At 63.1% G+C, this 14,971-nt stretch carries 10 protein-coding genes; 3 read left to right on the forward strand and 7 right to left on the reverse strand.

The genetic code is table 11. From position 1 onward, the window contains the following. The first annotated feature begins 24 nt into the window (after window positions 1-24). Window positions 25-2,547: a ligase-associated DNA damage response DEXH box helicase gene (locus IFT66_RS16005; RefSeq protein WP_192078202.1), complete on the forward strand. Its 2,523-nt coding sequence runs from the start codon at window positions 25-27 to the stop codon at window positions 2,545-2,547. A gap of 86 nt (window positions 2,548-2,633) precedes the next feature. Continuing rightward, window positions 2,634-3,380 (forward strand): ligase-associated DNA damage response endonuclease PdeM, encoded by a 747-nt coding sequence (pdeM, locus tag IFT66_RS16010; protein ID WP_430258186.1) that lies wholly within the window; start codon window positions 2,634-2,636, stop codon window positions 3,378-3,380. Here pdeM and IFT66_RS16015 read toward each other — a convergent pair. The 3 genes from IFT66_RS16015 to IFT66_RS16025 form a co-directional block, all read right to left on the reverse strand. Continuing rightward, a complete protein-coding gene (locus tag IFT66_RS16015) occupies window positions 3,359-4,279 on the reverse strand; it encodes an alpha/beta hydrolase family protein (protein ID WP_192078203.1) in 921 nt (306 codons plus the stop codon). The two genes, pdeM and IFT66_RS16015, sit on opposite strands and share 22 nt — an antisense overlap. An 82-nt stretch (window positions 4,280-4,361) precedes the next feature. Continuing rightward, entirely contained in the window at window positions 4,362-5,087 is a 726-nt protein-coding gene (locus IFT66_RS16020) for an anti-sigma factor (RefSeq protein ID WP_192078204.1), read from the reverse strand. Further along, the gene (locus IFT66_RS16025) at window positions 5,084-5,635 is read right to left on the reverse strand and encodes a sigma-70 family RNA polymerase sigma factor (RefSeq protein ID WP_342344779.1); all 552 of its coding nucleotides are present in this window, start codon (window positions 5,633-5,635) and stop codon (window positions 5,084-5,086) included. Before IFT66_RS16025 ends, IFT66_RS16020 begins: the two co-directional genes overlap by 4 nt. 283 nt (window positions 5,636-5,918) lie before the next feature. Between IFT66_RS16025 and IFT66_RS16030 the strand changes: the two genes are divergently transcribed. Further along, window positions 5,919-6,719: a DUF4394 domain-containing protein gene (locus tag IFT66_RS16030; RefSeq protein WP_062578984.1), complete on the forward strand. Its 801-nt coding sequence runs from the start codon at window positions 5,919-5,921 to the stop codon at window positions 6,717-6,719. A 60-nt stretch (window positions 6,720-6,779) separates the two neighbouring features. Here the strand turns inward: IFT66_RS16030 and IFT66_RS16035 are convergent, their stop codons facing one another. The 4 genes from IFT66_RS16035 to IFT66_RS16050 all read right to left on the reverse strand — a co-directional run bounded on the left by IFT66_RS16035 (window position 6,780) and on the right by IFT66_RS16050 (window position 14,577). Further along, window positions 6,780-8,582 carry a chloride channel protein gene (locus IFT66_RS16035; protein ID WP_082476242.1) on the reverse strand — a complete coding sequence of 601 codons (1,803 nt, stop codon included), beginning with the start codon at window positions 8,580-8,582 and terminating at the stop codon, window positions 6,780-6,782. An 89-nt stretch (window positions 8,583-8,671) separates the two neighbouring features. Continuing rightward, window positions 8,672-9,484, reverse strand: a complete 813-nt coding sequence (locus tag IFT66_RS16040; RefSeq protein ID WP_062453889.1) for a TIGR02186 family protein — start codon at window positions 9,482-9,484, stop codon at window positions 8,672-8,674. Continuing rightward, the gene (locus IFT66_RS16045; RefSeq protein WP_062453888.1) at window positions 9,484-10,410 is read right to left on the reverse strand and encodes a sulfite exporter TauE/SafE family protein; all 927 of its coding nucleotides are present in this window, start codon (window positions 10,408-10,410) and stop codon (window positions 9,484-9,486) included. Before IFT66_RS16045 ends, IFT66_RS16040 begins: the two co-directional genes overlap by 1 nt. Before the next feature lie 252 nt (window positions 10,411-10,662). After that, window positions 10,663-14,577 carry a peptidoglycan-binding protein gene (locus tag IFT66_RS16050; protein ID WP_192078205.1) on the reverse strand — a complete coding sequence of 1,305 codons (3,915 nt, stop codon included), beginning with the start codon at window positions 14,575-14,577 and terminating at the stop codon, window positions 10,663-10,665. Between the last annotated feature and the right edge of the window lie 394 nt (window positions 14,578-14,971).

The raw sequence follows: 14,971 nt of genomic DNA on the forward strand, positions 1-14,971 counted from the left end.
CCAGGTTCGTCTTACCTTAACGACGTGGATCTCGTCGAAAACCCAACGCCCGGCTCTGATGCTGTCGCTCTGCCCCGCCCGTTCCTCAAATGGTTCGCGGAAAAGGGCTGGTCTCCGCGCGCCCACCAGCTGGAACTTCTCGCCCGCGCCCAGGCCGGCGAAAACATGCTGCTGATCGCCCCGACCGGTGCCGGCAAGACGCTTGCGGGCTTCATGCCGTCGCTGACCGATCTGGTCATGCGTGGCAAGATCCCACCCGGCTCGGCCTTTACCGGTATCCACACGCTCTACATCTCGCCGCTCAAGGCGCTGACGGTCGATATTGAGCGAAACCTGATGAAGCCCGTCACCGAAATGGGGCTTGCCGTCACCGTCGAGAACCGCACCGGCGACACGCCGCAGTCGAAGCGACAGCGCCAGAAGCTCAATCCGCCCGATATTCTGCTGACCACGCCCGAACAGGTGTCGCTGCTGCTCGCCAACAAGGAGGCGGAGCGGTTCTTCAAGGACCTGAAATACGTCGTCCTTGATGAGCTGCATTCTCTGGTCACCTCCAAGCGCGGCCACCTCCTGTCGCTCGCCCTCGGGCGCCTGCGCCGCCTCGCACCGGGCATGCAGACGATCGGGCTGTCGGCCACCGTGGCCGATCCGATGGATCTCCAGCGCTGGCTGGTGCCGCAGGGCGAAAACCCGGCCCCACCCGCGGGCCTCGTTCATGTTACCGGGGGTGCTGCCCCTGACATCACCATTCTCGACACGGAAAACCGCATCCCCTGGGGCGGCCATGTTTCGGCCTATGCCATCCCGGACGTCTACCGCGAGATCAAGCGGCATGCGACGACGCTGATCTTCGTCAACACCCGCTTCCAGGCGGAATTCCTGTTCCAGGCGCTGTGGACCATCAACGACGACAATCTTCCGATCGCCCTTCACCACGGCTCGCTCGATGCCGGCCAGCGTCGCAAGGTGGAAGCGGCGATGGCCGAAAACAAGCTGCGCGCCGTCGTTGCCACCTCGACGCTCGACATGGGGATCGACTGGGGCGATATCGATCTCGTCCTCCATATCGGCGCGCCCAAGGGGGCCTCGCGTCTTGCCCAGCGTATCGGCCGCGCCAATCACCGCATGGACGAACCCTCGAAGGCGATCCTTGTGCCCGGCAACCGGTTCGAGGTGATGGAATGCCAGGCGGCGCTCGATGCCAATTACTTGGGCGCCCAGGATACGCCGCCGGTCGGCGAAGGTGCGCTCGATGTTCTCGCCCAGCACGTCCTCGGCATGGCCTGCGCCGAGCCGTTCGATCCGCTCGAGCTCTATGACGAGATCATCTCGGCCTCGCCCTATGCCGGCCTTTCGTGGGAAATGTTCGAACGGATCGTCGATTTCGTCGCGACCGGCGGCTATGCCCTGCGCGCCTACGAGCGTTACGCCAAGATCCGCAAGACGGAGCAGGGCCTCTGGCGGGTGTCGAATGCGCAGGTGGCGCAGCAATACCGCCTCAACCTCGGCACCATCGTCGAGGCGACCGAGCTCAGTGTCCGCCTCGTCAAGCGCAACGCCAAGGGTGCCGTCGGCCGCGGCGGCATGACGCTCGGCAAGGTGGAGGAGCAGTTCCTGGAACAGCTCGTGCCCGGCGATACGTTTCTGTTTGCCGGCAAGGTGCTGCGGTTTGAAACCATCCGCGAGAACGAATGTCTGGTGTCGAACACCTATTCGACCGATCCGATGATCCCGACCTATGCGGGCGCAAAGTTTCCGCTCACCACCTATCTCGCCGATCAGGTGCGCGCCATGCTGGCGGATCCGGAACGCTGGAAGGTTCTACCGGATCAGGTGCGCGACTGGCTGGCGATCCAGAAGGAACGCTCCATCCTGCCGCGCCGCGACGAGCTGCTAATCGAGACCTTTCCACGCGGCAAACGCTTCTTCATGATCGCCTACTGCTTCGAAGGGCGGCTCGCCCACCAGACGCTTGGCATGCTTCTCACACGCCGGCTGGAGCGCGCAGGCGGCAGGCCGCTCGGCTTCGTCGCCACCGATTATTCACTTGCCGTCTATGGCCTCAACGACATGGGGGGCATGATCGCGGACGGCAGCCTCAGCCTTTCCGATCTGTTCGACGAGGACATGCTGGGCGATGATCTCGAAACCTGGCTCGCCGAAAGCTATCTGCTGAAACGGACTTTCCGCAATTGCGCCGTGATTTCCGGATTGATCGAGCGGCGTCATCCGGGCAAGGAAAAGACCGGCCGGCAGGTCACGGTCTCGACCGATCTGATCTACGACGTGCTGCGCAGCCACGAGCCCGATCACGTTCTTTTGGAGGCGACACGCCGCGATGCGGCAACGGGGCTTTTGGATATTGGCCGGCTAGGAGATATGCTGGCACGAATCAAAGGGCATATCACCCACCGCGCCCTTGATCGCGTTTCGCCGCTGGCGGTACCGATCATGCTGGAAATCGGCCGGGAAACGGTGCCGGGCGAAGCGCAGGACGTGGTGTTGGCCGAGGCCGCAGACGAATTGATCGCCGAGGCGATGGGGTAAGGCTTTATTCGCGACGCTAGCCCGGACAAAGGCCCGGCGCGGGGATAAAAGGCTTTGCACCGCAAGACAGGAAAGACCGAAAGACATTGCTGCACCGCCTGCGCCTCGCCGCTCAATCCAGCACGATGACCCCGGCCGCTACCGGCGCGGAAGAGATCGTTGTCCATGGCGTCGCGGCTGTCTGCGATCCGCTCGGCGGCCTCTATCTGCCGGCAACCGGCATGCTCGTCGTGTCCGACCTGCATCTGGAAAAAGGCGCTGCCTTTGCAAGGCGCGGCATGATGCTGCCGCCCTACGATACGATCGCCACTCTCAACATCCTCGCCGCCGTCATTGCCCGCTACGATCCGAAAGTGGTCGTGTCGCTCGGCGACAATTTCCATGATCGCCGCGGCTCGGAATACCTGCCGGCAAACCTGCGCACGATGATCGCAGACATGGCGCGCGGCCGCGACTGGATCTGGATCAACGGCAACCACGATCCTGATGGAACGATCGACCTGCCGGGCACCTGCTCCGACGAACTCGTCTATGGCGACCTCGTCTTCCGCCATGAACCGAGCCTCGCTGCCGGCCCGAACGGCGTCAAGGGTGAGGTCGCAGGCCATCTCCACCCGTCCGCCACGGTCCGCCGCCGCGAAAAATCCGTCCGCCGTCCGTGCTTTGCCAGTGACGGCCACCGCCTCCTCATGCCCGCCTTCGGTGTTCTCGCCGGCGGCCTCGACCTCAATCACAAGGCGATGCACGGCATATTCGACCGCGAAACCCTGGTCGCCCACCTCCTCGGGCGCGATCGCATCTATTCCGTCCGCTACGGCAATTTGCTGGGCTGATCGCCCCAGGGATCAATCCCCTCCTTCAGCCAACGCAGTGTGTCGGTCCAGAACTCCTCACTGTGGCGCGCGTGGAACAGGCCGAAATGCCCGATCCGTGAGTGCCCGTAGACCGCGGGCTCCAGCAGAACCTCCGTCCGTTCGGCGCCGGTATAATAGGCAAGGCTGCGGCGAATAGCTGCCACGCTGCCGATGTCGTCGTCCGCAACGGCAATGGCCAGGATGGGTGCCGTGACCGCCGCAAACCGGCGCAGAACCTCGTCGCGCTCGCCGACCGGATGGGTCATCTCCATCCGGGCCCCGCGAAAGCTCCACTCGTTGGCAACGCCTGCCGGCAGGTCTTCGAGCCAGCCGAGCCGCTTGCCCGGGAAATAGCCGAATGCGGCGGTAAGCACCGGCATCACGACATGCCACTTGAAAAACAGCCGGGCGCGGTGCCCCGGCGCATAATCGCGCCAGTAGGCGTATTGCGCGCCCACCGTCAGCATCCGGTCGATCCGTGCCCCGTTCGGAGATAGGCCGGGCAGATAGCCGCCGATACTGTGGCCAACCACCTGCAGCGGTTGATCCGGCCGCCTGCCGTGCATGAACCGAAGCGCTGCGTCGAAATCCTGCTCGCCCCAGTCCCGCCAGCGATAGCCGCAGCCCTTAAGGCTCGCCGGTCGCGACAGTCCGATGCCGCGATAATCGTAGGTCAGCACATCGAAGCCGTGCCTCGTTAGAAACTCTGCATAATAGTGATAGTAGCGGGCAAGGACGCCGGTTGCCGGGTTGATGACGACACTGGCAAGCGGCGGCCCCGTTGCCGGCCAGATGTGACCGCCGAGCACCACCCCGTCCTGGCAGGTGATCGTCATCGGTTCACCTGTCGGACGAGGTGTGTCCTGCGTCAGCGTCATCCCATTCTCCCTTCGGCGAAGGGAGAATACAGCCCGGTTTTTGGTGCGCAATTGGCCGAAAGGCCAAGGCGGTTGCGCGCCTCTACCGCGCCAGCTTGGCAAACCCTTTGGCGAGGATCGGGCCGGTCGGCCGTCCGGTTGGCGAACCGCCCGCCTGTTCCAACGTGATCTCGTAGAGCTGCGTTTCCTGTGGTCGCGGCAGAGTGGAGCCGCTGAGTGTCGCCGAATGCGGTTGTTCGAGAAGACCGAGCGACATCGGCCCCATGTCACGCGAGGGCAGCGTCCAGACCTGCATCGTCTTGTCTTGCGGCACCGTAAAGTCGCTGAGCAGTCTCACGCTTGCCGTGTCGTTGCCGAAGTCTTCGACCACGGCCTGGATTTCGCCGGCCTCGTTGAGGAGCACGGCCACCACCAGCGGCTCGTTTACCCGGGTGACGCTCCAGACGAGACCGCCCGCAAGGATCAGCGAGGCGGCGATCGCGGAGATGGCGGTTGCCCGCCAGCCGGAACGGCTGTTGTCGTTGCCGGCGAGAGGCAGTCTCGGCGACACCGAAGCGAGAGACGGGGCCGCGGCACCAGGTTGCTGCGGCAGACTTGAGGAGATCGCGTCCCACAGAGCTGATGACACCGGAGCCGGCTCGACGCTGGTATCGAGCGGCAGGAACCGTTCGCGTGCCTTGGCCACGGCATCAGCGAGAGCCGCATCGCGCTCGATGGCTGCCTCGACCTCGGCAGCCTCAGCCGCATCGAGAAGACCCAGAACATAGTCGTCGGCGATGGCCGGAAAGTCTCTTTCCTCGATCCTCATGCCATGCACTCCCGCAACGAGGAAAGTCCGCGCCGGATCCACGATTTTGCCGTTCCAAGCGGAAGCTTGAGGCGTCCGGCGATCTCGCCATGCGTGTAGCCGCCGACATAGGCCATCAGGATGCCGCGTCGCTTGATCTCGTCGAGGGAACCGAGGCACTCGTGCAGGCGGCTGTTGCGGTCGAGCCTGTGGAAAGAGGCCATGATCTGGTCCAGCTGCTCGCCGTCCTGCAGCGTCTCGAGCCTATCTTCGCCGACCAGATCCTCGCGCTTGCCATCGCGCAACAGATTGAGCGCGCGGTTGCGCACGATCGCGTAGATCCAGCCGCGCGCCGATCCGCGGTCGGGGGAATATTGGTGCGCATGGGTCCAGATGCGGATGAAGGCTTCCTGCACCACTTCTTCCGCCAGTTCCCGCCGCCGCACGATCCGCTGCGCAACAGCCACCAGCCGGCCGGCCTCGTCGTCGAAGATGCGGCGCAAGCCCTGACGGTCGCCCGCAGCGCAGGCGGCAAGCGCCCTTTCGAGATCGTGTGTTTGGTCGGTCACCAGGGCCAAGCCGCTCTCTCCCCATGCGCGTTCGCAGGAACGCGAATATCGTCTCTGTGCTGTTGCCACGGCGGGCATGGGCTCGTCCAGTCTCGAAAGGTTTACCGGCTGCAAAGTCGCCTTCGAACTTAAGGACACGCCAAACCGGAAACTGGATGCAGCGAAAAATATTTTCGTCTGCTGCATCCAAACGTATCCTCCCGTGTGTCTCCCTTCTGAGAGCATAGGAAAGGCCATGCGCCGACATGCTCTCGTCAAAGGTTTCAACGGGAGAACAGACACCATGAAGACCCTTCGCCACGCTCTGATCGCATCCTCGATCCTCGCAGCTTCAGCCGTCACGGGCGCAGTTGCCGCCTCCGCCGCCCCGGTCCTCGGTCTTACCGGCGACAAGACGCTGGTGATGTTCGACACGGCAAAGCCTGAAGTCACCAAGACGATGGAAGTCACCGGCGTCACCAAGCTGGTTGGCATTGATTTCCGTCCGGGCAACAAGACCGTGATCGGCGTCACGCCGGAACACGCGATCGTCTCGATCAATCTCGAAACCGGTGCCGCCACCGAAGTCGCCAAGATGGACAAGATGCTGACCATGTCGGACGCTCCTGTTGTGGTCGATTTCAACCCGATGGCGGACCGCCTGCGCTTCATGACCGGCACCACCAACCACCGCGTCCATCCGGATACGGGCGCCGTCACGGTCGATGGGACGCTCGCCTTCGAAGAGGGCGACATGCACAAGGGCGAGGCCCCGAACATCGTCGCCGCGGCCTATACCAATTCGATCGGCAAGCCCGAGAAGACCGCGATGTACAACATCGATGCCACGATCGGCGCACTGATCCAGCAGACCAAGCCGAACGACGGTACCCTGAAGGCAATCGGCAAGCTCGGTCTCAAGGACAAGCCTGCGACCTACGCCTTCGATATTCAGGGTGAAGACGGCGGCAAGAACACAGCCTATCTCGCAGCCGGAAAGATGCTCTACACGGTCAACCTGGAAACGGGCGCTGCGACTGAAGTCGGTACGATCTCCGGCGTCGAGACCGATGTACGTGACATCGCGGTTCTGCCTGCTATGTAATGCCACCGGCGGGGCGGACCACAGCGGTTCCGCCCCGCCGACTCAAACGATGCGTGCCGCCTAGATCTCGCCCGAGATCTCCCGCCGCCTGCGGTCCAGCTCTTCCGTGTAGCGCCGCAGCGTATGGCTTTCCGAAAGCTGGCCGATCACCTTGCGCTCGATCTGGTTGTTGACCACGGCCAGCGCTTCCGTCTCCGTCTTGTCGAACATCGCCGCCGCCTGCTTGGCATTCATGCTGCGCAGAAGAACGTCGTTCTTGAAGCGGATGAAATCGGCAAGCTGCGGCTTTTCCTCGCCGCCTTCGGTCGCCGCCGAATAGATTTCCGGCGTCAGCACCATGCCGATATATTTTTCGTCTTCGCCGACCATGATCACGCGCTGGGTTGATCCAAGCGGAAACTCCTTGCGAAAATCCTCGAGCGTCATGGATGCCGGTGCCGTCTTCACGTCGGCGCGCATCAGCTTGTCGACGGTAAGGTTGCGGATCCACCCGACGTCATGGGCGCTGCGGATGCTTTCACCACGCAGGTGAAAACGCCATGTCGCAAACGAGTAGCCGAATGTGGTGCGCACCACGACGGACGAGGTGATGACCGCGGCAAGCGCCAGCGCCGTGATCGGAAAGTCACCGGTCACTTCGAGCGCCAGGAAGGTCATGGTCAGCGGTCCGCCGATCACGGCAACGGCCATCGCGCTCATTCCGACCACGGCATAGATGACTGGCGTCAGCGTCGCATTGGCGAAGATGTAGGGTGTCGAATAGGCAAACAGCTTGCCGATCAGCGCACCGAGAAACAGCGAGGCAAAGAACAAGCCGCCACGGAAACCGGCGCCGATGGTAATGGCCGAAGCGACGGATTTCAGCAGCAGCAGGCCCAGCACCGCGCCAATCGCCATATTCTGGTTGAGGCTGGCATGAAGCGCGCCGTGACCGGCCGAAAGCACCTGCGTATCGATCAGCGCCAGCAGGCCCACCGCAAGTCCGCCGATCGCCGGCCGGAAGGCGGACGAGATGGAACTGGCGCGCGCCAGTTCCTCGACCTTGGTCACGCCCTGCATGAGCAGGATGCCGCCGCCGGCACAGACGATGCCCAGCACCACCGCCGGCAGGTAATCGGCGGGCACGACGGTGCCGATCTTGCCGATATCGATCATGAAGGCATCGCCGACGAAAAGCCGGGTGACGAAGGTTGCCGCAAGCGCCGCAACGACGACGGGCGCGAGGCTCACGATCGTGTAGGTGCCGATGATCAGCTCGAACGCGTAGAAGGCGCCGGTCAGCGGTGCGTTGAAGGCGGATGCGATGGCACCGGCAGCACCGCAGCCAACCAGCACGCGCAGATCCGTTCGCCGCAACTGCACCAATGACCCGATCTTCGACGCAATGCCGGAGGACAGCTGCGTATAGCCGGCCTCAAGCCCGATCGAGGTGCCGAAGCCGTTGGAGATCAGGTTCTGCACCGCGACGATGATGCTGTCGGTCAGTGACAGGCGACCGCCATGCAGCGCATTGGCCTCAATCGGGTCGACCATCGGCTTTTTACGCCACTTGCGCAGGATCAGGTACAGCAGGCCCATAACGACACCGCCGGCAACCGGCGCCAAAAGCACCGTCGTCGGCTCGAGAAACGCTGCCGAGCTTAAGCGCTCGGTGCTGCCTATCTTGAAGATCAGGACATGCAGCGCGTGCGAGATAAAACTCATCGCGGCGACCGCGAGGCCGGCGAGAACCCCGACAACGCCTGCGATCAGGATCAGGCCGAATTCGCTGCGCCTGATGACTGCGCGCAGTTCGGATGGCCGAAGCAGCGGACGGAGGAGGGACAGGGAAGCCAAAAGGCGTGCGGCGATCCGGCGGAACATGCTGACGCTTTGCATTGGAACTGTATGTTGCGCCCTAACTAGGGCGTGAGGAGAGGATTGGAAACCGTTCCGGCGAATTTGTTAGACGATCAGTCCTTGCGGAAGATGATGCTGGCGCCCCATCCGGTCACGACAGCGATCAGCACGCAGAACAGACCGTAGGCGATCGGACGCTCGTGGGCTGCATCGGTGATCGCCTGCTCCAGGCCGGTCTTGACCACGCGCAACGGCATTTCCCGCTGAAAGATCAGGTCGCCGCTCTTGAACAGATAGGCGTGGACCATGTGCACGCCATCGGGCACGTTGGCTGGAAGCCGCAACGAGGCTCGGAACAGGCTGGACGAGACGAAGCGCACGCCGCTCGTGTCGCGCTGGTAAAGCCCGCTGTTGAGCTTCTGCCGGCGATAGGCCTCGCGGAAATCGCTGATCAGACCGGAATTCGGAATGTAGCCGGTGGGGTTGAGAGGCAGGTGTTCGATGCCGACCCCGATATTGTTGAAGGACGGCGCCTGGTGATCGAGGTCGTTCAGCTGGCGTGTGCTGGCGATCGAATAGCTCTCCGGCACCTGTTCGAACGTCATCGCCTGGGTGTTCATCCAGATCCCGAGCACGCGTTCCTTGCGCCGCACGGTGGCATAGTCGCGCGGACCTTCAAGCGTCACGACGATATCGTACTGACCGATCGCGAGCAGCAGCTCGTCCGGATTGGTAATGGCCCCGAAGATCGTGAGGTCGGCGCCGCGGAAATCCGAGGTGATGGCAATCTCGCTCGACGATGCTCCGATCTCCAGCCCTTCCTTGATCGGCGAGGCCGTGTCGAACGGCGTCTGGGCCGCGACCTGCGTTGCCAGCGACAATCCGAATGAGAGAAGAAGAAGGAGGGAGAGGATCAGCCTGCGCATCAGTAGGACAGTCCTCCGACGGCCACCGAATAGACGTCGCTCGGCGTTGCGATCAGGCCGATCGCAAGACGGATGCCGACGGCGAGAACCAGCAGCGCCAAAAGCGCGCGCAGCTGTTCGCCGCGCAGCTTCTGGCCGACGCGCACGCCGTACTGGGCGCCGATCACGCCGGCAATCATCAGGATCGTCGCAAGCACGATATCAACGGAGTAGTTCGTCGCCGCCTGAACCATCGTCGTATAGGCGGTGGTGAAGATGATCTGGAACAGAGAGGTACCGACCACGACATTGGTTGGAATGCGCAGGAGATAGATCATCGCCGGCACCATGATGAAGCCGCCGCCGACGCCCATGATGGAGGTGAGGACGCCGATGACGAAGCCGAGCACCAGGATCGGAATGGCGGAGAGATAGATCTTCGACTTCTTGAACCGCATCTTGAAGGGCAGGCGGTGCACCCAGTTGTGCTGGCCCGGGCGTTTCAGCGGTAGCTGCTGGTTGTTCTTTGCCCGCCGCATAGCTCTGAGGCTCTCCTGCAGCATCAGCGCGCCGATCGTCGACAAAAGCACGACATAGAGAAGCGAGATGAACAGGTCGAGCTGGCCGATGCGGCGTAGCCAGGAGAAGATCCACACACCGACCGTCGCGCCGACAAGGCCCCCGGCAAGCAGTACCGTGCCCAGTTTCATATCCAGCGACCCGCGCCGGAAATGGGTGATCGCGCCCGAGATCGAGGAGGCAACGACCTGGTTGGCGCCGGTTGCCACGGCAACGACGGGCGGGATGTTATAGAAGATCAAAAGCGGCGTGATCAGGAAGCCACCGCCGACGCCGAACATGCCGGACAGAAACCCGACAGCTGCACCCATGCCAAGGATGATGAAGATGTTCACCGAAAGCTCTGCAATCGGCAGGTAGACAGTCACGGCTGAACCTCGACACGTCGAAAAAGACAACGCCGTTGCAGGCGGCACGCATTCAAGATGGCCGTCGCTCTGGCTTTGGGGAACCCTTTCACAGACGCGATGAACCGCGCATGAAGGACACCCCGTCATGCGCTTGGCCTGCCGGGGTGTCAATTCGTGAATCCGCGGGGAAAACAGCAGCTTCAGCGTTTTCCAATGGGCGTGGCCGATAGTCCCCAGCCCGACCGGATTGGTCGTCTTACGGGTTGCTGGCTACTTGTTGCGTGCCAGCAATTCCCGAACCAGTGCGTCGTTGATGCGGCCGGAAGGCTCCTGGCCGATCGAGGACTGGAACGACTTGATTGCGCTTACCGTCTTGGCGCCAAGCTTGCCGTCCGGCCGTCCGGCTTCAAAGCCGTTCTTGTTGAGGATCGCCTGGATGTTGCGGACGGCCTTTTCCATGTCAACAGATGCGGTGGTAAGACGCTTGCCGGCAGCCCATTCATCCGGAACAACAACGGCATTTGCCCGCGGCTCGGGTGTCATCACCTTCCAGAGGTCGACCTTGGCGCGGGCGCTTTCCAGCTGTTCCTTGCGCATGGCATTCGCCACTTCGTCGCGCTTCTGGGCGGCGTCGTTGTCGCCTGCCTTTGCCGCAACGGCAAACCACTTGTAGCTCTCTTCCAGATCCTGCTTCACGCCGTTGCCGCGGGCAAACAGGATGGCAAGGTTGAACTGGCTGTCGGCGACACCGTGGTCGGCGGCCTGGGTGAACCACTTGACGGCCTGGCTGTAGTCGGGCTGGCCCGTGGCACCGGACGCGTAGAGAACGGCGAGGTTGTGCATGGCGCTGGCATTGCCGGCTTCGGCAGCCAGCTGATAGTAGCGAACGGCTTCGCCGAGGTTGCGCTCTACGCCCGTTCCCTTTTCGAACATGTTCGCCATGCGGTACTGGGCAGGCGCAAGACCACGGTCGGCGGCAAGCTTGTACCAGGTTGCGGCCTCTGCAAGATCGGTCTTGACGCCGCGTCCCTCGGTAAAGCGGGTGGCAATCTCGAACAGCGCGTTGGCATCGCCCGACGATGCGGCGTCGGCAAGCGATTTCGGCTCCAGGCCGACAGGCACGACGATCGGAGCCGGTGCCTCGATTTCAGCGGCAGCCGGCGCTTGTGCCGTGAAGCCGGCGTCTTCTGAAGGTGCCGGAGCAGCTTCGGCGGCCGGACGCATTGAAGCGAGATCTCCGGCTGCGGGAACCGGATCGATCAGGTGGTTTGTCGCGGCGTCGGGCGCGACCGGAGGCGGCGTCGCTGCCACATCCTGTCCGTCACCATCGCTGGCTGCAGGGCTTTCGGCCGGGGCCTGAGCGGTGTCGACAGGAGCGGGAGCTTCGACTGGTGCGCTCGGAGCCTGCGCAGTCTCTTCCGGCACGGAGACCGGAGCCGGGGCTTCGAGGGCAGCCTGTTCGGGCGCGCTGTCGCGGCTTCCGGTCACGTTCTTGACCACCTGCATCGACATCATCACCAGCAGCACGGCGCCGACGGCCATCAGGATGGGGCGGCGATGCTGCGAAAACTTGGCAAACATGCCGGTCTTTTCGGACGGCGTGCCGGCAACCGACGTGGTCTGCGACTTGGTGGCGGAGCGAACGCTCTTGACCGCGTTGACCTGTGAAGGATCCGTCTCCTGTGCTGCGGCCTTGGCTGCACGACGGGCAGCGGCGATATAGTCAGCGCGGTCCGATTTGTCGGCCGTTCCGGGTTTCTCGCCACTGAAATCGCCGGCGGCCTGGCTGGCACGCACGCGCTCGAGGATCTTTTTGACGTCGGGAGCGCCCGAGCCCGGCTCCAGCAGGTCGTTTTCACGGCCGGCTGGGAGAATGTCGGCTGGATCGATCGAAGGCGTTGGCTCTATGACGGTGCGGGCCGGCTTTTCGCCTGCATCGCGGGTGCCCGACTTGAAACGCTTCGAGAGGCCGGCCAGCAGACCGGGCTTGGCCGGCTCTTCCCGCGCGGCTGCAGGGGGCACGACGACCTCGTCGGTTTCGACGGGCGCATCTGCCAAAGCAACATGGCGGTCCTCGGCGCCGGCAAATTCCATCGCTGGAACGGACAGTTGCGCTGTGGCCGGCATCTTGGGATGGCGAAGCGGCTGGTCGGTCTGGGCTTCGCGATTGGCCGGCGCATCGCGATAGGCGGGCTCGAAACGGGCCGTGGAAATGCTGTCTTCCAGCGTGTCCAGACGATTGGCGATCTGCACCAGCGTTCCGTGCAAGGCCTCGAACGTCTGATGGCTGCGCGTTTCCGTGCCACGGGTCAGCTCTTCAAGATGGCGAAGATCGTCGGCGAGGGCTGAAAGGGCTGCCATGTCGCCGGACGCGACGGCCATGCCGCCGGCGCCGGTATTGCGCGAATAGGCCTCGACGACGGCTTCTGCGGCCTGCCGTGCGGCTTCCAGAATGTACTCGTCGTTGGTCGACATGTAGCTTTCGATTGCCGAGAACCGATGCTCGAAACCATCAGGTAGCGCAGTGACCGAAGATGTCTGCGGCTCGCTGATCAGGCTCGAAAGATGCGCAATCTGGTCTTCCAGGCTACGCAGGGCGTTTTCGTCGCCGCGCGGTGCGCTGGCTGCTTCGTCCAGTCGCATGGCGATGTCGGTCAGCCGGGTTTCCAACCGGTCGAAGGCCCGCTCGTCGGTGGCAGGCGCCGGGCGATATTCGATCTCGTCGATACGACGGGCGAGATCATCCAGCCGCTCGCCCAGCATGTCGTTGATCGAGTTGTGATCAAGACCATCGATCTTGCGCGAGATATCGGCGAGGTGGTCGGAAAGCTCGGTCTGATAGGCGGGCTTCTGCGCCTGCGTCAGCATGACCGAAAGCTGGTCGAGCCGCTCTTCCAGCCGCATGGCGGCCTGTTCGTCGGAGAGTTCCTCGATCCGCGCGGTCAGCGCTTCGATCCGTCCGGACAGCATCTCGCTCGGATCGGCAGCAGCCTGGCTGATCTGATCGACCTGCTCTGCGATAGCGACGATCCGGCCGTCGAGCTTCTGCATGAAAGCCTGGTCGAGCGTGGCTGCAGCCGAAGCACGGCTGCCGGCGGCAACGGCGCGAGTGATTTCGTCGAGACGCTCGTCGAGAATGGTGAACTGCTCGGCAAGCAGTTCGTCGGATGGCTGCATGCGGCTGCCGAGTTGCTCCATCGCGGTCGCGATCGCAATCAGCTTCTGCTCCAGCGCGCGCAGCGCGGGGCTGTCGTTCATGCCGCCAAGCTGGGTCTTGATGTCGTCGATCCGGTAGGCGAGCTGCGAAACCTCGTCGCGCAGAAGCTCTGGCTCAAGCCCGTGGATTCGCTCTTCCAGCCCTTGCCAGCGGCTTTCCATGCGCTGCACGGAATCTTCGCGTGCCACGCCATCCATGACCTGGGCCATGACATTGCGCAGTTCCTCGAACTCGGCGCGCAGGGCCTCCGCATCGGGAGAATTGCTGTAGCCCAGCTGACTAATGCTGTCGGCAAGACGGGAGAAATCGCCGCGCAGGTCTTCGGTGCCGCGATGATCTTCGGCAATCGAGCGGATCGAGCGGATTTCGGTTTGCAGTGCGCCCATCTCGCGGGCGACGCCTTCGGCGATGTCCTGCTTCAGTTCATGACGCAAGCCGACCAGCGCTTCGGCGATTTCGCGCATGGAGGCGCCATCGGTCGCCTGCTGGCGGGTTTCCCGCATTTGCATATCGCGGCTGGCGACGGCCCGTTCGAAGCGGCTCGCAGAAACTTCGGTGGCAGTTGCCGCAACCGGTGCAGCCGGACGGCGCTCCTGGCTGGGACGATAGGCTTCCGGCGGCGTGATCTTTTCGCGGAGTGGTGATTGGACGGGTTGGCGGACCGGTTCGGCCGCATGCGACTGCTGTGCGCTTGCCATGCGCTCGCGGGCCGATCCCAGCATGCGCTGTCGCTCGCGGATTTCCGCCAGCGGGTCGGCAAAGCGAGGCGCCGCTGGCCTCTGCATCTGCGGGGGCTGCACGGACGCCTGCTTTTCGAGCCGCGGGTCGGAAGCGGGCTGGCGGCGTTCGCGCCCGGCGCCCGACATCAGATCCTCGATTCGGGCCTCCAGGCCCTCGATCGTACGGTTCAGGGCGTCAAGAGAGGAGCGTTCGCCCGGGCGGTTGGGATTCGATCGTGATCCGTTCATGTGCTCGCTCGCTTCCGCGTTTTACCTGCCGACGCTCGGTTTCAGCCTCATCCGCCGCCTATTGGCACCGGTGAATCACATCCATATTAGACATTTCTTACGCAAGGCTTGCCTTATGAAAGAACGACTCATTCGTTGGATGGATTTGACTGACCTCCCGTAGTCCCCACTATTTCCAGAAACGTAGTAAATAAATCGTTAATGTTCGTTAAGATCTTAACCTTTTTGCCACGATTCCGCATGTTTGCCCGGATGACACGGGTTTCGACGATGCTATCACTGTGATGCAGCGCGGCGGGCGCGACTTTCTCGGCAGTGCAGGCGAAAGCACCTATTAGGTGATGCTAACGCCGGGTCAAAATCGGCTCGCGATATGAGCCTCCAACTGTTTGAC

The sequence above is a fragment of the Rhizobium sp. CFBP 13726 genome, assembly GCF_014841925.1.
Lineage (GTDB): Bacteria > Pseudomonadota > Alphaproteobacteria > Rhizobiales > Rhizobiaceae > Neorhizobium > Neorhizobium soli.

Coding starts and splice junctions, on each gene's coding strand:
- IFT66_RS16015 (WP_192078203.1), bottom strand. CDS start 4,279: ATGACGCTGACGCAGGACACACCTCGTCCGACAGGTGAACCGATGACG.
- IFT66_RS16020 (WP_192078204.1), bottom strand. CDS start 5,087: ATGAGGATCGAGGAAAGAGACTTTCCGGCCATCGCCGACGACTATGTT.
- IFT66_RS16030 (WP_062578984.1), top strand. CDS start 5,919: ATGAAGACCCTTCGCCACGCTCTGATCGCATCCTCGATCCTCGCAGCT.
- IFT66_RS16035 (WP_082476242.1), bottom strand. CDS start 8,582: ATGTTCCGCCGGATCGCCGCACGCCTTTTGGCTTCCCTGTCCCTCCTC.
- IFT66_RS16040 (WP_062453889.1), bottom strand. CDS start 9,484: ATGCGCAGGCTGATCCTCTCCCTCCTTCTTCTTCTCTCATTCGGATTG.
- IFT66_RS16050 (WP_192078205.1), bottom strand. CDS start 14,577: ATGAACGGATCACGATCGAATCCCAACCGCCCGGGCGAACGCTCCTCT.